At 74.9% G+C, this 19257-nt stretch carries 11 protein-coding genes; 9 read left to right on the top strand and 2 right to left on the bottom strand.

Features of this window, described 5'->3' with window-relative positions:
* Positions 1–2 precede the first annotated feature (2 nt).
* Both Cs7R123_RS30130 and Cs7R123_RS30125 read left to right on the top strand, forming a co-directional pair.
* Entirely contained in the window at positions 3–479 is a 477-nt protein-coding gene (locus tag Cs7R123_RS30130; RefSeq protein WP_212831429.1) for a hypothetical protein, read from the top strand.
* A gap of 22 nt (positions 480–501) precedes the next feature.
* Complete coding sequence (locus tag Cs7R123_RS30125; protein ID WP_212831427.1) at positions 502–3669, top strand: efflux RND transporter permease subunit; 3168 nt, start codon at positions 502–504, stop codon at positions 3667–3669.
* Between the two features lie 298 nt (positions 3670–3967).
* On the opposite strand, the gene Cs7R123_RS30120 is transcribed toward Cs7R123_RS30125, so the two are convergent.
* Entirely contained in the window at positions 3968–4807 is an 840-nt protein-coding gene (locus Cs7R123_RS30120; protein WP_212831425.1) for a patatin-like phospholipase family protein, read from the bottom strand.
* Positions 4808–5195: 388 nt separating this feature from the next.
* On the opposite strand from Cs7R123_RS30120, the gene Cs7R123_RS30115 reads away from it, so the two are divergent.
* From Cs7R123_RS30115 to Cs7R123_RS30095, 5 genes are read left to right on the top strand one after another with little or no spacing between them, the layout of a single operon-like run.
* Positions 5196–6071: a DUF4132 domain-containing protein gene (locus Cs7R123_RS30115; protein ID WP_212831424.1), complete on the top strand. Its 876-nt coding sequence runs from the start codon at positions 5196–5198 to the stop codon at positions 6069–6071.
* Complete coding sequence (locus Cs7R123_RS30110; protein ID WP_212831422.1) at positions 6068–10798, top strand: hypothetical protein; 4731 nt, start codon at positions 6068–6070, stop codon at positions 10796–10798. The genes Cs7R123_RS30115 and Cs7R123_RS30110 overlap by 4 nt, the downstream gene beginning before the upstream one ends.
* Complete coding sequence (locus Cs7R123_RS30105; protein WP_212831421.1) at positions 10795–11955, top strand: AAA family ATPase; 1161 nt, start codon at positions 10795–10797, stop codon at positions 11953–11955. The genes Cs7R123_RS30110 and Cs7R123_RS30105 overlap by 4 nt, the downstream gene beginning before the upstream one ends.
* On the top strand, positions 11939–15643 hold the full coding sequence (locus Cs7R123_RS40435) for a DUF5682 family protein (protein ID WP_244872233.1): 3705 nt from the start codon (positions 11939–11941) through the stop codon (positions 15641–15643). Before Cs7R123_RS30105 ends, Cs7R123_RS40435 begins: the two co-directional genes overlap by 17 nt.
* Positions 15640–17628 (top strand): hypothetical protein, encoded by a 1989-nt coding sequence (locus Cs7R123_RS30095; protein WP_212831419.1) that lies wholly within the window; start codon positions 15640–15642, stop codon positions 17626–17628. The genes Cs7R123_RS40435 and Cs7R123_RS30095 overlap by 4 nt, the downstream gene beginning before the upstream one ends.
* 63 nt (positions 17629–17691) lie before the next feature.
* Here Cs7R123_RS30095 and Cs7R123_RS30090 read toward each other — a convergent pair whose 3' ends face one another.
* Entirely contained in the window at positions 17692–18543 is an 852-nt protein-coding gene (locus Cs7R123_RS30090; RefSeq protein WP_212831418.1) for an SDR family oxidoreductase, read from the bottom strand.
* 37 nt (positions 18544–18580) lie between these two features.
* On the opposite strand from Cs7R123_RS30090, the gene Cs7R123_RS30085 reads away from it, so the two are divergent.
* Both Cs7R123_RS30085 and Cs7R123_RS30080 read left to right on the top strand, forming a co-directional pair.
* Positions 18581–18835 (top strand): DUF6343 family protein, encoded by a 255-nt coding sequence (locus Cs7R123_RS30085; protein WP_212831416.1) that lies wholly within the window; start codon positions 18581–18583, stop codon positions 18833–18835.
* Positions 18836–18900: 65 nt separating this feature from the next.
* Positions 18901–19254, top strand: a complete 354-nt coding sequence (locus tag Cs7R123_RS30080; protein WP_244872232.1) for a VOC family protein — start codon at positions 18901–18903, stop codon at positions 19252–19254.
* The last annotated feature ends 3 nt before the right edge of the window (positions 19255–19257 follow it).

The raw sequence follows: 19257 nt of genomic DNA, 5'->3' as shown, positions 1-19257 counted from the left end.
CCATGTCGGGCAACAGGTGGCTCAAGTGGGGCCTGGGCGCCCTGGTGGCGGTGGCCGTCGGCGTGGGGCTGGCGGCGATGCTGGGCAGCTCGTACCCGCCGCTGTCGGACATCGTCGACACCCAGAACGACACGTCCGGGGTGGCCGAGCCGGTCGAGGGCACCGACCTGAGCCGGGTGACGCTCCAGCCGGACGCGGTCGAGCACCTGGGCATCGTCACCGCCCCGGTGGCCATGGCCAAATACGGCAGCAAGCAGAAGCTCACCATCCCGTATAAGGCGCTCTTCTACGACCCGACCGGCGCGACCTGGGCCTACGCCGTCGTCGGCGACCGGGTGTACCTGCGCCAGCCCGTGACCGTGGAGACCGTCGCGGGCGACACCGTCGTGCTGTCGGCGGGGCCGAAGGCCGGCACCCAGGTGGTGGTGCAGGGCGTCGACGAGCTCTACGGCACCGAGGTCGGGGTCGAGGAAGAGTGACGGCGGGGAGGGGTGACCGGTCATGATGCGCTGGATCGTCGCGACGAGCCTGAAGTTCCGCATCCTGGTGGTGGCGCTGGCCGCCGGCATGATGGCGCTGGGCTTCGTCCAGCTGCGCAAGATGCCGGTCGACGTGTTCCCCGAGTTCGCCCCGCCCCGCGTGGAGATCCAGACCGCGTGCCTGGGCCTGTCGGCGGGTGAGGTCGAGTCGCTGGTCACGGTGCCGATGGAGAACGCGCTCAACGGCGTCGAGGGCCTGGAGACGATGCGGTCCAAGTCGCTGGCGCAGCTGTCCTCGATCGAGCTGCTGTTCAAGCCGGGCACCGACCTGTTCACCGCCCGCCAGCTCGTGTCGGAGCGGATGGTCTCGGTGACCCCGACGCTGCCGACCTGGGCGGCGCCGCCGGTCATGCTCCAGCCCGTGTCGTCCATGGGCCGGGTCATGAAGATCGGGCTCACCTCGGACAGCCGGTCCATCATCGAGATGTCGATGATCTCGTACTGGACGATCCGGGCGAAGCTGCTGGAGGTGCCTGGCGTCGCGAACGTGGCGATCTGGGGCGAGCAGCTCCAGATGCTCCAGGTGCAGGTCGACCCGAAGCGGATGCAGGCGCACAGCGTCTCGCTGGACCAGGTGATGACCGAGACCGCCGACGCGCTGGAGGTGGGGCTGCTCCAGTTCTCCAACGGCGCGGTGATCGGCACCGACGGCCAGGTCAACACCCCCAACCAGACCATCGGCGTACGGCACGTGCTGCCCATCCGCACCGCGGCCGACCTGGCCAAGGTGACCGTGTCCCGCGACGGGCAGGCGCCGCTGCGCCTGGGCGAGGTGGCCGACGTGGTCGAGGGCCACCAGCCGCTGATCGGTGACGCGGTGATCCAGGGTCAGCCCGGCGTGATGCTGATCGTGGAGAAGCTGCCCTGGGCCAACACCATCGACGTCACCAAGGGTGTCGAGCAGGCGCTCAAGACGCTGGAGCCGGGCCTGACCGGCATCAAGGTCGACCCGGCCATCTTCCGGCCCGCCTCGTTCATCGAGACGGCGGTGGACAACCTCTCCCGCGCGCTGCTGCTGGGCTGCCTGTTCGTGGTGCTGGTGCTGGCGCTGTTCCTGTTCGAGTGGCGTACCGCGCTGATCAGCCTGGTCGCGATCCCGCTGTCCATCGTGGCCGCGGGCCTGGTGCTCTACTATCGCGGCGCCACGATCAACACCATGGTCTTAGCCGGGTTGGTGATCGCCGTCGGCGTGGTCGTCGACGACGCGATCATCGACATCGAGAACATCATGAGACGGCTGCGCCAGGCGCGGGCCGAGGGCTCGGACCGCTCCACCGCGTCGATCATCCTGGACGCGTCCCTGGAGGTGCGGAGCCCGATCGTGTACGCCACGATGATCATCGTCGCGGCGGCGGTGCCGATCTTCTTCCTGGGCGGGCTCACCGGGGCGTTCTTCCGGCCGCTGGCGCTGTCGTACACCCTGGCGGTGCTCGCCTCGCTGGTGGTGGCGCTGACCGTGACGCCGGCCCTGGCCCTGCTGCTGCTCTCGCGTGCCCCGCTGGACCGCCGGGAGTCGCCGGTCGTGCGCTGGCTCAAGCCCGCCTACGGCCGGGTGCTCGACCGGATCATCCGCAAGCCGTTCGTCGCGTTCGCGGCCACCGGCGTGGTGCTGCTGTTCGGCCTGGCCGCGCTGCCCGGCCTGGGCCAGTCGCTGCTGCCGGCGTTCAAGGAGCGCAACGTCTTCATGCACTTCATCACCGCGCCCGGATCGTCCAACGACGAGGAGATCCGGATGATCCAGAACGTCTCCAAGGAGCTGCGCCAGGTGCCCGGCGTGCAGACGTTCGGCGCGCACATCGGCATGGCGTACCTGGGCGACGAGACGGCGGGCGTCAACTTCGGCGAGCTGTGGATCAGCATCGACCCGTCCGCCGACTACGACGAGACCATCGCCAAGATCGAGGCCGTCGGCAAGAACTACCCCGGCCTGATGCACAACGTGTACACGTACCTGCGGGAACGCACCGACGAGGTGCTGACCGGCTCCGGCGACGCCATCGTGGTGCGCATCTACGGCGAGGACCTGGACCAGCTGCGGGCCAAGGCCGAGCAGATCCAGCAGCTGATGGCCGACACCCCGGGCACCGTCGACCGGCACGTCGACCTGGAGGTGGACGTGCCGCAGGTCGAGGTCACCGTCGACCTGGCCAAGGCCGAGAAGTTCGGTGTCAAACCGGGCGACGTACGGCGCGCCTCGGCGACGCTGATGGCCGGCGAGGAGGTCGGCGACATCTTCCGCGACGGCAAGGCCTACGACATCGTGGTATGGAGCACGCCCGCCACCCGCGACTCCGTCGCCGACATCGAGAACCTGCCGATCGACACCCCGAACGGCGGGCACGTGCGCCTCGGCGACGTGGCCAAGGTCGAGGTCAAGTCCACGCCCAACGTGATCCTGCACGACGGCACCCAGCGCTACATCGACGTCGGTGCCAACGTCGAGGGCCGCGACCTCGGCGCGGTCGTCCAGGACCTAGACACCAAAATCGGCAACGTGCAGTTCGACCGCGGCTACCACGCCGAACTGCTCGGCGAGTACGCCGAGCGCCAGGCCGCGGCCCAGCGCATCCTGTGGTTCGGCCTCGGGGCGGCGCTGCTGATCCTGATCCTGCTGCGGCTGTCGTTCGAGAGCTGGCGGCTGGCGGTCATGTCGTTCCTGACCCTGCCGTCGGCACTGGTCGGCGGCGTGCTCGCGGCGTACTTCTTCAGTGACCGCACCATCTCGCTCGGCTCGCTGGTGGGCCTGCTCACCGTGCTCGGCATCGCCGCCCGCAACGGCATCCTGCTGATCAGCCACTACCAGCACCTGGAACGGTTCGAGGGCCGGCCCTTCGGCAAGGACCTGGTGCTGCGGGGCTCGCTGGACCGGCTGTCGCCGATCCTGATGACCACGCTGGCGACCGGCCTGGCACTGGTGCCGCTGGTGGTCCTCGGCGACGTGCCCGGACACGAGATCGAGCACCCGATGGCGGTCGTCATCATCGGCGGCCTGCTGACCTCGACGCTGCTCAACCTGCTCATCGTCCCGGTGCTGTACCTGCGGTTCGGCCGGCCGCGCACGGAGTCGGCCGCCGCCGAGCCACCGGCCGCGCCACCCGCCGCGGGGCCGGAGCCGGTTCCGGCGGGGTGAGGCTGAGGGCGGGGTGATCGCGCTCTGCGGTCAGAAGATGTGCTGGAACGCGCGATTCTGACCGCAGACCGCGATCATCACCGATCCGATGTTGCACAAATAAGAACGCTCGTCTTGGCAACCACGGGGGAAGTCGCCAAGCCGAGCGTTACGCAGAAGCATAGCGGCCCCAGCGGCGTTTGGCTACGTCGTGTTCGGACGGGGTTCACCTGCGAAAACAAGCGAAGTCACCGCTGTACGCGCAGTTCAGACCGGCTGCCCTCGGCGTCCGGCTGATTTCACCGGACCTTCGGATCGGTCACCGGCCCCAGACGGCGGCCACCTCCGCGATGATCGTCGCGGCCTGCGCCCGACCGGCCAGCGCCGACACCGCCCGCTTGGCGGGGTCGAGCATGTTGCGGCCGATCGCCGTCCGGGCGCTGCGGTCCGGGCTCACCAGGCTCACCTGCGCCCCCTCGGCGCGCAGGTCGACGGCGTGCCGGGCGGCGCTGGAGACCAGCCCGCCGCCGACGGTCACCGGCGCCACGATGACGACCCGCTCGTATCCGGCGGCCAGGTCGGCGTTGGTGGCCGACCGCATGCCGCCGTCGATGAAGCTGCGCCCGTTGATCTGCGCGGGCGGCCACACCCCGGGCACCGCGCAGCTCGCGGTCACCGCGTCCAGCAGCGGCACCCCGCTGTCGCGGTCGAACACCACGAACTCGCCGGTGTGCGCGTCGCTGGCGGTGATCATCAGCGGCCGCTCGGGCCAGTCGAGGTCGGGCAGGCGCGAGGCGATCACCGCGCGCCGCTCGTCGGGGGTCATCCGGGCGTTGGCGAACGCCAGCGCGCCCAGCCGGGCCCGGTACTGCTCCGGCTGGCGGCTGCGCAGCATCGCCCAGCCGTACCCCAGCAGCATCCAGGTGCTCAGGCGGTCGGCGACCTCGTCGGCCGGGTCCTCCAGCTGGGTGGCGTAGCGCTCCTCGATCGGCGTGCGCCCGGTGAACAGCGACGCGACCACGGAACCGGCCGAGGTGCCGATCAGCAGGTCGGCGTCGCTGAGGTCAAGCCCGGCCTCGGCCAGTCCGGCCAGAATGCCCAGCTCCCAGGCGATTCCGGTGATCCCGCCGCCGCCCAGCACCAGTGCCCGGCTCTTCATGCGCGACCCCTTCTTCCGCCTCGGGCTCCGACGGTACTCCGCCGACGCTCGGGCGGCGGGACGCCGCGAGACGGGCGCGGACTCGCCGGCCCGCGCGCTGGTCGTGGTGCGGGAGGCCGCGGCCTCGTCCGGCTGCTTCAGCATCGTCGCCCTCTTTCCGGCGAGCTCGGCGGCGGGCGGCAGCCCACGCCTCGCGGTGCTCCTGCGCGTCGTACGCCTGATCAGATCTTACGTCCGATTCTGCCGCGTCCTGGTGCTAACCGCAGCAAGCGCCCGACCGAACCAGTTGCGGCGCCGCAGGTCGCACCGGATGTACACCCGCGGCCGGGGGAAGTGTCACCGCGGTGGTTTAGCCTCCGGTGTCCTCGACAGGAAGGGGGCCGTCCACATGGGATGGCTGACCGCATCGGGTGGCTATGAGGTCACTCTGCGGGAATCGACGCTCGTCGCCCGCAACGCCAAGGGGCGCGAACTGCGCTCCGTGCCCGCCGCGCTGCGCGACGACCCGGTCGTGGTCGGGCTGCGGCAGCTCACCGAGTGGCTGGGCCGTCACGAGTCCCAGTGCCGCACCGACATCGAGCGCTGGATGGTCCGCTCGCTGCCCGTGCCGGTCGAGGTGCTGGCCGAGGTGTGGCCCGACGAGAGCTGGCGGACCGCGCTGACGGACCTGGTCGTGGCGGTGCTCGACGACGACGGCGGCTGGGACCCCGACGAGGTCGGCTTCCTGCGCGCCGCGGAGCCCGGGCGGATCGGCGTGGTCACGCTCGACGGCGACACGGTGCGCCGCGAGGCCGCGCGGGTGCTCATCCCGCACCCGGTGACCCTGAGCGACCTGGACGACCTGCGCGAGTTCGCCGCCGACCTGGGTGTGCAGCAGTCGGTGGACCAGCTGTTCCGCCAGATCCACGTCCGCCCGGCGACGCAGGACCCGGCCGCGACCAGGGTCGAGGAGTATTCGGGCGGCCGCTACGAGCAGCTGCGCCACCTGACCTCGCGCGCCACCAAGCTCGGCTACCCGGTGCGCGGCGGCAACGCCGTCTGCCGGGTGTTCGAGGGCGGCCGCGTCGTCGAGGCGCGGACCTGGGTCGGCGCCGACGACCCGTACTACGAGGCGGAGACCGGTGACCTGGTCTTCACCGACCGCGACGGCGCCGGGCTGCCCCTGGCCGACGTCGGGCCGGTCGCCTGGTCGGAAGGCATCCGGATGGCCGCGGCCCTGTACGCCGGGCGCGTGGTGAAGCAGGAGGAGGGTGAGGACGAGTGAGCGAGCAGACGAAGGTCCTGCTGGAGGCCGGTGCGGTGCTGCCCGCCGGCACCGCCGTGGCCAAGGACGACACCGTCGACGCGCTGAGCGCGCGCCGCTACCGGCACCCGGTGCTGGGCGAGCGCACCATCGTGCGGCTGGTCCCGGCCACCCTCGGCGCGGCCGAGGACCTGAGCATGGAGTTCCTCGGCTTCGACAAGCCGGAGTCGACCGAGCCGGTCGGCGTGGTCCGCCAGCAGGCGCTGGGCTTCCCGGCCTGGGCGCTCGTGCACGACCCCGCCAACGGCCACCACGCGCTGGCGCTGGTCAAGGAGATCGAGCGGCTCGCGCGCATCGCCAAGTCGCGCACCGGCGCGGCCAAGGAGGGGTTCGACGCCCTCGGCGAGCGGCTGGCCCGCTCGGTGCCGCACTTCCTGCCCACGTTCTACGAGGAGGCGGGCCGGGCGTTCCTGGCCGGGGACAGCACCTCGTACGCGGCGAGCATGTTCGGCAAGGCCCGCGACGCCGAGCGGGCGTACGGCCTGGCCATCGACGAGGAACGCCAGCACGCGGTGTTCCTGGAGTTCGCGCTGGCCGGTGCGCTGACCGTGAAGGCGCTGACCGGCCACGCCCGCGACCTGGCCGCCCGGTGCACCCCCGCCGACGCCTACGAGCGGTTCCGGCGGCTGTGCGTGGAGCGGACCCTGGGCGGGCTGCCGCCGTACGCTGCGATGCACACCGACCTGCGCCGCCTGGCCAAGGCCGCCAAACTCGACCAGGCCGCGGCCGATGAGCAGGTGCTGCGCGACCTGTTCGGCGCCCCCGCGACCATCGGCGCCCCGGAGCAGTTCTGGGCCGCCTACCGGGCGCCGCTGGCCGGCCTGGCCGCCGCCGACCCCGCGATCCGGGGCCGCCTGCTGGGCATCTTCCCGAAGAACTGCACCGACGACACCTGGCTGGCCCTGCTCGGCGAGGCGGGTGCACTGCCCGCGCTGACCGAGCCCGCCGACCGCGTCGCCCCCGGCGCCGCCTCGCCCGACGGCCCGGCGGGCTGGCTCCAGCGCTTCGACGCCCACCGCAACAACCGCTCCTGGCGCGACCACAAGCGCAGCCCGCACCTGCTGGCGCTGCTGGAGCAGATGGCCCCCCGGCTCAAGGCCGACGGCGTGCCGACGGCGCTGTGCCGCCGCTACGGACAGGTCGACCTGGACCTCGTCGACGCCTGCCTGGCGCTGGGCGTGCCGCTCACCGAGCCGCACGATGACGCCCGCTACGACGTCGGGCACTGGCTCCAGGACAGCACCGAGGGCCGCCGCGACCTGGTCGCGCTGGCCGGGGACGGCCGCTTCCTGGACGAGCTGGTCAGCGGCGTGGAGGACTACCTGGGACGAGGCGTCAGCGCCGACCGCATCCGCAACGTCCTGTCGGTCGAGGGCCTGCGCACCGCCGTCCGGGTCTGGCTGGAGAACCTGGCCCGCGAGGTCGGCGACCACGGCCTGCCCACCCTCGGCGGCCACCTGGACCGGCTGGAGCGGCTGGACACTCCCGAGGGCCTGGCCGTGCACGCCGACGCGGCCCGTACCGTGATCGAGCACGACGTCGCCGCGGTGCTCGCCCGCACCCTGCGCGCGGGCGTGCTGGACGAGTTCGGCTGGCCCGCGCTGGAACAGGCGGTGCACCGCTTCGACGGCGTGAAGGTCGACGAGACCACGGTGGTCGAGCAGTGGCCGCACCTGATCGTGCGCGTCGGCGACCTGGTCCAGGTCGTCGGCCCCGACCGCGTCGAGTACGAGCACCTCCTGCGCATCCCCGCCGACGAGCGCCGTTACCAGTGGCGCCAGGTGTTCCGCTGGGTCGACGGCCAGCTGCTGGTCTGCTGGGACGCCGGGGCCGAGCGGCGCGGCTACTGGAGCGGCACGCCCGACGACGTGTTCACCGTCCCCGACGAGGCGTTTGACCTGTCCAACGGCCTCTCGCTGCCCCTGCCCGGCGGTGGCCGCACCCTGGGCGGCCGGCCGCTGCACGTCGGCGACCGGTCCGAGCGCCGGGGCGGCCCCGTGCTCAGCGACGGCTCGGCCTACTGGGTGTGGCGGTGGCGCAGCGAACGCCACGAGCTGCGCGAGTTCGACCCGGCCACCGGTGAGGCGGGCCGGGCCAGCCTGCCCGCGTTCCTGGAGGACGGCGCCGTCGACGGCGAGCCGCTTCAGCTGCACTCCTGCCGCCTGCACCCCGGCCCGGCCGGCAGCCCGCTGGGCGCCCGCGACGGCCTGGTCGGCTGGCGCGTCCGGGAGCGGGCCGACGGCACCCGCGTCGGCGAGTCGGTCGACGGGACCGCGTACACGCTGCCCAAGGACAAGGGCACCGGCCACCTGGTCGGGGCGCTGCGCCTGCCCGGCGGGCCGGTGTGCGGCCTGACCGACGAGGACAGCTACCGCCGCAGCACGCTGCGGCTGTACGGCGCCGACGGCACCGCCCTGGGCGAGTACCAGCGCGGCTGGGGCGCCTCCCCCTACGCCCGGGGCACCGTGCTGGTGCCGCCCGCCGAGTTCTGGCACCACCTGCGCCCGCGCGACGAGGCCGGATCGGCGGCGCTGCGGACCCTGTCCGACGAGCGTGCCGCCGCACTGATGGCCGCCGCGCGGACCGTCTCCGAGAACGGCGGCTTCACCACGGCCGCCGCCGAGCAGCTGCCCGACCTGATCGCCCCGCTGCTGCCCGAGGTCACCGACCCGGCGCTGCGCGCGGGCGTGGGCGGGGTGGTGCTGCGCGCGGCCGCGCTGGCCCTGCGCCAGCACCGGCTGGGCGAGACCCTGGCCGGCCGGGTCCGGCAGCAGGCAGCCGCGCCGGTGACGCCCGCCGGAGTCGGCGACAACGAGCTCGCCGAGGTGCTGTCCGGGCTGATCCGCTACTGCTACCGGCGTGGCGACAGCGCCGTCCGGCTGCTGGAGGCGGCCGGGGCCGCGCTGACCGCCGCCGAGGTGCCGGCCGAGCGGGTCGCCTTCCCGGGCGACATCGACTGGATCGACAGCTTCGGCCTGCTGCGACCGGCCATGGCCCGCGCCGCCAGCCCGTTCATCCCCGACGGGCAGCGCGAAGCCCTGGCCGACCTGCTGGGCGCCGCCGCACGCAGCGGCCTGACCGCGCCGGGCAGCGCGCTGCGCCGCATCGACGTCACCTCCGACGCGCCGGTCACCGCTGTGGCGGGGCAGGTGCTGACCCTGGGCGGGCGGCGGCAGCTCGTGCTCACGGTCGACACCGACGACCGCGAGCTGACCCTGCTCGACCACGCCCCCGACGGGGTGTTCGGGGCGCTGCCGGGCCACACCATCGACGAGGAGATGCGCTTCGACCTCACCGGGGCCGACCCGGCCTCGGTCGAGGCGTTCCTGGCGGCGCTGGCCCAGCACGGCCCCGCGCCGTGGCGGGCCGAGGCCCCCGGCGACCTGTCGCAGCGGGCCGGCATGTCCCACGCCGAGGCGACGCTGCTGCTGGCGGCCCTGCCCCGGCGCCAGTGGGACCGGGCCGAGAACCAGCCGCTGCGCGAGCAGCTCGGCGGCGTCGACGCCGACGCGCTGACCGTCGCGGCCCGCCGCTGGCAGCACCGCGACGAGACGGTGCGGATGCTGTCGCTGATGCTGCCCGAAGACCCGGCCGCGCTGTGGGCCACCGGCCCGGCCGTCGACCGGGTGGTCGCGGAATGGACCGAGCGGCACGGCGTACGCCGCCCGGTGCGCGACGAGCTGATCGTGGCGCTGAACAACTCCAACGCCTCCGGCAGCGTCGCGGCCACCGAGCTGCTGCACGGCATCGCCAACCCCGACACCTGCCGCTGGCTGCACGGCAAGGCCGACGGGATCGACCCCGACGACCTGATCGTGGCGCTGGCCAAGGCGCTGCCCTGGCTGGTCTACCACCTGCCCGCCGCCGACCCGCTGCGCGACGGGCTGCCCCGGGTGCTGGAGCTGCTGCGGGGCCGGCTGCGCGACCCCAAGCTGGTCATCCACGCCGGGCACATCGCCGCCAAGGACATCGACGGCCTGGCCCGCGCCGTGGGCGCCACCCCGAGCGAGGGCCCCGACGGCGTCCAGGCGGGCGCGCTGGTGTTCCCTCCCGGCGGCGACTGGCGGCACGCGCACCTGCGCACCGGCCTGCTCGACGGCGCGGGCGACCCGGCGCTGACCGTCCTGCTCGCCCAGGTCAGCGGCGTCAGCGCGCTGGTCGCCAGCCTGCGCGCGGTGCTCGGCGACCAGATCGAGAAGCTGGTCGGCTACCCCGTGCCCGACGCCGACGGCTTCGCCCAGGACCCGTCCCGCTCGGCCCCCGAGCTGGTCGCCGAGGTCGCCCAGGCCACCGGCCTGCCCGCCGACGCCGCCGCGCTGTACCTGCAACTGCTGGCCCTGCCGGACCCCACCGACCGCAACGTCGCGGCGTGGACCGGCTGGAAGCCCGCCCGGCTCAAGGCGGCCCGCGCCGCCCTGGCCGCCTCCGACCTGATCGTGGAGGCCAAGCGGCCCCGCGCCGGACGGTCGCTGTTCCTGCCCGGCGGGTGGCTCGCGCTCAAGGCCCCGCACCTGCCGCTGGAGACCTGGAAGTACGGGCTGCTGATCGGCGGCGCGCAGGGTCCGGTCGTGCTCGGTGTGGTGCTGCCGGTCGCGCCCGCCCCGCAGCTGTTCGACCTCGCGTGGGCCCGGGTCCGCCAGGGCGACGCACCCCGATTCGATGAACTCGTCACCGAGAGGCGCCGATGACCACCACCACGACAACGGCTCGGCAGGTCGACCCGGCCGAGCACCGGCACGCCGAGGAGCTGGCGTTCCTGGCCGCGTACGACGGCGGGCCGCGCCCGCCCGGCTGGCGGCTCACCCCGCGCGCCGTGGTCACCTTCATCACCGGCAGCGACGGCCGCGAGCTGGAACTGGCCAAGGAGGACCGTCGCGACGGCCTGCCGGCCAAGCTCACCGTCCCGGCGAAGTTCGTCGGCGAGCGGGCCCTGGTCGAGCGGTGCGTCGTCACCCTCGCCGGGGAGCGGGGCCTGCTGCTGGTCGGCGAGCCCGGCACCGCCAAGTCGATGCTGTCGGAGCTGCTGGCCGCCGCGGTCTGCGGCACCAGCGAGCTGACCGTGCAGGGCACCGCGGGCACCACCGAGGACCAGCTGCGCTACGGCTGGAACTACGCCCTGCTGCTGGCGCACGGCCCCAGCAGCGAGGCGCTGGTGCCCTCGCCGGTCCTCACCGCGATGCGCTCCGGCGCGGTCGCCCGGGTCGAGGAGATCACCCGCTGCCTGCCCGAGGTGCAGGACGCGCTGGTGTCGCTGCTGTCCGACCGGCGCATCGCCGTGCCGGAGCTGGCGGGCACCGCCGGGGCCACCGTCCCGGCCGCACCCGGGTTCACGCTGATCGCCACCGCGAACCAGCGCGACCGGGGCGTGTCGGAGATGTCGGCGGCGCTCAAGCGGCGGTTCAACTTCGAGACCGTCGGGCCGATCGCTGACCTGGCCCAGGAGACCGCGCTGGTCGCCCGGCAGGCCCGCGCGGCGCTGGAGCGGGTCAAGGCGCCGTTCGAGGTGGACGAGGCGGTGCTGGAGGCACTGGTCACGGCGTTCCGGGACCTGCGCCAGGGCCGCTCGACCGAAGGCTGGGACGTGCCCAAGCCGTCGACCGTCATGAGCACCGCCGAGGCGGTGGCCGTGGCCACGTCGCTGGGCCTGGCCGCGGCGTACTTCCCGGGCGACCGGGACGTGCTGTCGCTGCTGCCGGGGCACCTGCTCGGCGTCGTACGCAAGGACGACCCGGCCGACGGCGGCAAGCTGCTCGGCTACTGGGACGGGGCGGTGCGCCGCCGCGCCGAGGACGGCGCCCGGCTGTGGCGCCGCCTGTGGGAACTGCGCGATGAGCTCGACAACTGAGCAGACGGTGCCGGGCGCCCACGCGCCCGGCACCGCCCACGACGATCCGGCCGTGGCCGCCGCCGAGCTGGCCGGATGCCGCGAGCCGTACCTGATCGGGGTGCGGCACCACTCGCCCGCGCTCGCGGTCGTGCTGCCCGACCTGCTGGACCGGGCCGCGCCGCAGACGCTGCTGCTGGAGCTGCCGCCGGAGCTGGGGGAGTGGCTGCCCTGGCTGGCCGACCCGGCGACCACCGCGCCGGTGGCGCTGGCGGGCATCGTCGGCGACCGCGGCCCGGCGTTCTACCCGTTCGCCGACTTCTCGCCGGAACTGGTCGCGATCCGCTGGGCCGCCCGCAACGGCGTCCCGGTCGTCCCCTGCGACCTGCCCCTGGCCGACCGCACCTGGCACGAGCCGTCCGGCCCGCGCCCCGAACAGGTCGCGTCCACCGGGCCGGTCCTAGCCGAGGTGCTGAAGGAGACCGCGACCGGGCGGTCCGACGAGGACATGTGGGACCGGGTGGTCGAGGCGCGCGCGCCCGGCGCCGACGCCGAGTCGGTACGCCGCGCCGCGCTGCTGGTCGGCTGGGCGCTGCGCCGCGACGCGGCCCGGGGCACCGGCGTGTCCGGCCTGGACCTGCGCCGGGAGGCGCACATGCGCGCCGTCCTCGCCGCCCACGCCGGGCAGCGGGTGGCGATGCTGGTCGGCGCGTTCCACGCCCCGGCGCTGACCACGACGGCCGACGCCGTCGCCGGGGGCGGGTCGGGGCAGGCGGTGGTGACGTCGCTGGTGCCGTACACGTTCGGGCTGCTCGACGCCCGCTCCGGCTACCCGGCGGGCATCCGCGACCCGCAGTGGCAGCAGGACGTGCTCACCGCCGCCGGAGACCCGGCCAGGATCGAGTCGGCCGCCGTCGCGGCACTGGTCGCGGTCAGCGCCCGGGTCCGCGCCGCCGGTCACCCGGCCGGCCCGGCCGAATCCCGCGAGGCCGCCCGGCTCGCCCTCGACCTGGCCCGGCTGCGCGGGCTGCCCGCACCCGGCCGGGGCGAGCTGATCGAGGCGCTGACCAGCGTGCTCGCCCACGGCGAGGTGCTCGGGCGGGGCCGCGTCGTGGCTGCGGCGATGGAGCACGTGCTGGTCGGCGAGCGGCGCGGCCGCCTGGCCCCCGGCACCCCGCGCTCCGGCCTCGGCCCCGCCGTGGGCGACCTGCTCGCGGCGCTGCGCCTGCCCGGCCCCGGCGAGGCCGCCAAGGACCTGCGGCTGGACCCGCTGCGTTCCGACCTGGACGCCCGCCGCGAGATCGCGCTGCGGCGCATGGCAGCCTGCGGCATCGCGTACGCCGAGGAGGTGACGGGCGAGGCCGCGGGGGGCGCCGACACGGTGACCACCCGCTGGCGGTTGCAGTGGACCGCCGTCACCGACGCCACCGTCGAGATGGCGGGGCTACGCGGGGTGACCCTGGCCCAGGCGGCCGAAGGCGCCCTGGCCGACCGGCGCCGCCGCGAACGCGACGGGGGCGGCCCCACCGCCGCGCAGGTCGTCGCCGGGCTGCATGACGCCGCGGTGTGCGCCCTGCCCGCCCTGGCCGAAGCCCGGCTCGCCGAGCTGGCCGCAGTCGTGCCCGGCGAGGGCTCGCTCACCGAGGCGCTGGACGCCCTGGCCCTGCTCGACCGGCTCCGGTCGGGCCACGTGCCGGGCCTGCCTCAGCCCGACCCCGTGCCGCTGGCGGCCGCCGCCGAGGCGATCGAGGCCGCCGCTGTGGCCCAGGTCGACGGCCTGGCGGGCTCCACCGACCCGGCCGACGCGCGCGCCCTGGCCGCGCTGGCGCAGCGCGCCGACCGGGCCGGGTCGCTGCTGCGCCTGTCCGACGCGCTGGCCCGGCTCGCCGCCGACGGCACCCCGCTGCTGGCCGCCGCCGCCGGAGCGGTCCAGGTGCTGCTCGGCCACCGCCCCGCCGCCGAGTACGGCGTCCGCGTGGCGTCCTGGGTGGACGCCGCGACCACCGACGAGTCCCGCCGCGACCTGGTCGGGCAGCTCACCGGCCTGCTGGTGGTCGCCGAGCCGCTGCTGGCCGCTGCCGTTCCGGTGCTCGACGGGCTGCTGGAGCGGGTCGAGCGGCTGCCCGACGAGGCGTTCCTCAGCCGCCTGCCCGCGCTGCGGGGCGGCTTCCACGCCGCCAGCCCGGCCGCCCGCGACCGGCTGCTCGCCGTCGTCGACGAGCGGCTCGGCGACCGGGTCCGCGTCGACGACGTGCCCGACCCGGACGCGCTACTGCTGCGCCTACTGGCCGACGAAGCGGGCCGCGCGGCCCTGGCCGCCCTCGGCCTACTACCCTCCGACACTCCGCCCACCCCGTCCCCGTCCACCCCGTCCACCCCGTCCACCCCGTCCACCCCGTCCACCGTGGATGCCGCGGACGCCGCGGCGTCGCTCGTCGCCGAGCCGGACGCGGGTTCCGGCAGTTTCGGGGAAACTGCACGAAAGCCGACCGTGATTGCTGCACTTTCCCCGAAACTGCACGATGCCCCGGCCGACGCCGACGCCGACGCCGACGCCAGTGCCGGTGCCGGTGCCGGTGCGGAGGACGGAGACGGAGCAGGGGCGCGGCGGCTGGTGCCGGCCGACCGGTGGCGGCTGATCCTCGGGCGGGATGGTGGCGCCTGCTCGGCGGGGGCGCGGCGGTACGCCACCGCCCTCGACGAGCTCTACGGCGCCGGAAAGGGCGAGGGCGCTCGCGCCGACGCCGCCGGGCGGGCCGGGCGCGAAGCCCCGTTCCCCGGCGTACGCGAATGGTCGGAGGAGCTCGCCGCCCTGTTCGGCCCCGGCGTACGCGAAGAGGTGCTGGCCCGTGCGGTCGAGTCCGGCCGGATCGAGGCCGCGCTCGCGCTGGACCCGGACGCGGTCCGCCCCTCGATCGGGCTGCTGCGCGACGTGCTGTCGCTGGCCGGTGGCCTGCCGGAGGGTCTGCTGGCAAAACTGCGGCCGCTGGTGGCCAAGCTCGTCGAGGAGCTGACCCGGCAGCTGGCCACCACGCTGCGGCCCGCCCTCAACGGGCTCACCACGCCCCGCCCCACCCGCCGTCCCGGCGGCCGGCTGGACCTGGCCCGTACGCTGCGCGCGAACCTCGCCACCAGCCGCCGCGACGAGCACGGCACCGTGGTCGTGGTGCCGGAGCGGCCGGTGTTCCGCAGCCGGGCCCGCCGCGGCGTCGACTGGCGGCTGGTGCTGGTCGTGGACGTGTCCGGCTCGATGGAGGAGTCGGTGATCTGGTCGGCGCTGACCGCGTCGGTGCTGGCCGGGGTGCCCGCGCTCAGCACCCACTTCGTGGCGTTCTCCACCGAGGTCGTCGACCTGACCGACCGCGTCGACGACCCGCTCAGCCTGCTGCTGGAGGTGCGCGTCGGCGGCGGCACCCACATCGCCGCCGGGCTGCGCCACGCCCGGTCGCTGGTGACCGTGCCGTCGCGCACGCTCGTGGTGCTGATCAGCGACTTCGAGGAGGGGTACGGCATGTCCGGGGTGCTGGCCGAGGTCCGCGCGCTGGTGGAGTCGGGGGCGACCGTGCTCGGCTGCGCCAGCCTCGATGACGCCGGGCGGCCGCGATACTCGGTGTCGGCGGCGGGCCAGCTCGTCGCGGCCGGGATGCCGGTCGCGGCGCTGAGCCCGCTGGAGCTGGCCCGCTGGGTGGGGGAGCAGGTGAGCTCGTGACCGCGACCCTGCCCCCGGTGGACCCGGCCGTCCTGGCTGAAGCCCTGGACGCGCTCCCCGCCCGCCTGCGCAAACGCGTCGACGACGCGGTCGCCAAGGCCGCCGCGTGGCCGGTGGCGGCGACCGCCGACGGCTGCACCGTCCGCCCCGACGAGGACACCGTCGTCACGCTGACCGCTCCCGACGGCGCGGTCCGCACCGCCGACCAGGCCGTATGCAGCTGCCTGCTCGCCCCGCAGTGCCTGCACCGCACCGCGGTCCTGGCCCTGGCCCCCATCCACGACGGCAGCACCCCCGCCGCACCCGTCCCCGACCTGTCCACCCCGCCCCCGGGCACTCCCGACGCATCCACCCCGGGCACGGGCACTCCGGGCGCATCCACCCCGGACACGGGCGCTCCCGACGCGTCCACTCCGGACGCGAGCGCCCAAGATCACGGCACTTTCGGGGAAACTGCACGAAAGTCGGCCAAGATTCCAGCAGTTTCCCCGAAAGTGCAGCCGAGCGGCGTAGGCGCGGGCGGTGCGGGCGCGAGCGCCACGGGCGGTGCGGGGGACGCGGGTGCGGGCGGGGGGCGGTTGACGCAGCGGCAGCGGGCGGCGGCCGACGGGCTGTGGCGGGCGGCCGTGGCCGTGCTCGACGCGGGGCTGTCCGGCAGCGGGGTCGTGCTGCGGTCCGGGCTGCTGCGAGCCGTGCACGAGTGCCGTGCCCAGGGGCTGCACCGCGCCGCCGCGGCGGGCCTGCGTACCGCGAACGGGATGCAGGCCGCGGCCCAGGCACAGCCCCAGTTCCGCCTGGCCGAGCTGACCGACGACCTGTGCGAGCTGCTCACCGTCACGGCCCGGCTGCGCGAGCCGGACCTGCCCGCCGCCGCGGCCGCCCCGCTGCTGGGCGCGGCCCGCCGCGGCTACGACCCCCAGCAGGGCCTGCGCCTCTACGGCCTGTGCACGGTCCCCGTCGTCGCCGACACCGGCTACGCGGGGACGGTGACGTACGTGGCCGACCGCGACGGCCGCCTGTGGCTGACCGCGGACCTGTTCCCGGGCGGGGCCGCCCGCGCCGCCGCGGCCGCCGACGCGACCGTGGCGCTGGGCGAGGCGGGTCTGACCCACCGCGAGCTGACCCGGGCCGGGCTGATCGTGTCCGGTGGCACCGCCACCGAGACCGGCCAGCTCGGCGCGGGCCGCTCGGTCAAGGCGGTGCGCGCGGCGGGCGCGGCCTGGACGCAGGAGCCGCTGTCGCGGCTGTGGGCGCAGCCGCTGGCCGACCAGCTGCGGCGGGCGTTCGCGGCGCTGACCGTGCCCGTGGTGCAGCGCCAGGTCGGTTCGGACCTGCTGTTCGTCGCAGTACGGCTGCTCGGCCGCGACGGCGGCACGGTCCTGGCGGCCACCGCCGAGGGCACCCTGCTGCGGTTGACCGTCGCCGACGACGAGCCGGTGCTGCCGTACCAGGAGAATCTGACCGTGCTCGGCGGCGTGGCCGGGGTGGAGCTGCTGCTGGTGGGCCGCCCCGACCCGACCCGGCAGGGCCATGTGGCGGCGCTGGCGGTCGGCGACCCCGGCGGCGACAGCGGCCTGCGCCTGCCACCCGCCTGGGGCGGCCACGCCGACCTGGGGTTCGACCGCCTGCACCGCAGCCACCTGTCCGGCTCGGCGCCGGACGCGACGCCGCCGGTGCGGCGGGCCGAGGCGACCGGCGACCCCGCGCTGCGCCTGCTGCGGCGCCATCTGGAACGGGTGGTGACCGGCGGCCGGGCGGTGCAGGCGCTGGCCGAGTCGCAGGAGCGGGCGCTGCGCCGGGCCCGGCTGGACCTGGGCGCCCACCTGCTGGGTGAGCTGACCGGGACGGCCCGGCACCGGCCGCGCGACACGTTCGGCCGGGTGACCGGGGACGACGGCGCCGCCTTCGCCCGCGCCTGGCTGGCGGCGGCGGTCTACGAGCAGGCCGCCTCGGCGGCCCTCACGGAGGCGTCCTGGCTGCGCTGAACAGCGGTCCCGGCCCGCTCGCGTCCCGGCCGCCGGCCAAGACGCGGGCGGGGCGGGCCGGATTCAGCCCAGCCGCAGCAGATCCTCCAGGGTGAGCGGGTCCACGCCGGTCAGCCGCTTGACGGCGTCGGTCGGCGCGGCCAGCTCCCCGGTCCCGATCGCCAGGTACGTGCTGACCCACGCCTCGACCTGCCAGTCGGGCGCCTGGTAGTGGGTCCGGGACTGGTACGCCTCGGCCGGGGTCTCGGCGTGGTAGCGCATCGGCCGCCCCGTCACCAGCGTGACGATCTCGGCCACCTGGGCCAGGGTGAGCGCCTGCGGCCCGGTGAGGTCGTACGTCTGCCCGTCGTGGCGGCCGGGCTCGCGCAGCACGGTGGCGGCCACGTCGGCGATGTCGTCGATCGCGACCGCCGCGACCCGCCCGTCGCCGGCCGGGCCCCGGATGACCCCCTCGGCGTCGGCGAACAGCGGCAGCACGTCCAGGTACAGGTTGTCGCGCAGGACGGTCCAGGCCAGGCCGCTGGCCTTGAGGTGCTCCTCGGTGTGCCAGTGGTCGCGGGCCAGCGTGAACGTCGCGTCCGGCGCGGCGCCGTAGAACGAGGTGTAGACCAGCCGCCGCACCCCGGCGGCGACCGCGGCGTCGATGAAGGTGCGGTGCTCGGCGACCCGCCGGGCCGACTCGGCCCCCGACACCATGAACACGGTGTCGACGCCGGTCAGCGCCTCGGTCACCGCCGCCCCGTCGTGGTACGCGGCCCGCGCGATCTCGCATCCTGGCAGCACCGGCGCCCGCTCGGGCTGGCGCACCACGAGCCGCTGGCGCACCCCCGCCTCGGCCAGCCGGTGCGCGACCCGGCCGCCCAGCCTGCCGGTGGCACCGGTGACGGCTACGAGCGGCTGCGGCACCTCGGTCATCGAACCTCCCCGGCCTAGTATGGAGGAGAGGCCCGTGATGACACGTCAGAAGCCGGACGGCTCGCACGATCATCCGTACAGCGCGCTGAACCTGCGCCTGGCGCTGGCGGGCTTCGGCCTGGTCTTCGCCGGGACGCTGGCCGTGATCGCCTTCGCCTTCGGGCTGGTCCCGCTGGGCTGGGCCGCGATCGTCCTGTGCCTGATCACGATAGTGGACCTGATCGTGATCGCGCGCCGCCGCCGCGAGCGTGCCCGCGCCGACCACCACGCCCCGCACTCACTGTTCGAATGAGCTCCCCCGTGCGCAGGAGAGCCGATCGGACCTGCTCAGCGGCTGTGCCGTCCTAAGATCGAGTAGTGATCAAGGGAATGCACGCGCTCATATACAGCACGAACGCCGAGGCCGACCGGGCGTTCTTCCGCGACGTGCTGGGCCTGCCGCATGTGGACACCGGCGAGGGCTGGCTGATCTTCAAGGCGCCGCCCGCCGAGATCGCCTTCCATCCGGCCGAGGCGCACACCCGCTGCGAGCTGTACCTGACCGTCGACGACGTCGAGTCGACGGTGTCGCAGTGGAGCGAACGCGGCCTGGAGGTCATCGTGGCGCCGACCAGGCGCGACTGGGGCACCGAGGCCGTCGTCCGCCTGCCCGGCGGCGCCACCCTCGGCGTCTACCGGCCCACCCACACCACCGCCTACGACGCCGCCTGACCG

Origin of the sequence: Catellatospora sp. TT07R-123, assembly GCF_018327705.1 — a bacterium.
Lineage (GTDB): Bacteria > Actinomycetota > Actinomycetes > Mycobacteriales > Micromonosporaceae > Catellatospora.
The sequence above is the reverse complement of the archived record's forward strand: the minus strand, read 5'-3'. Positions and strand labels throughout refer to the sequence as shown.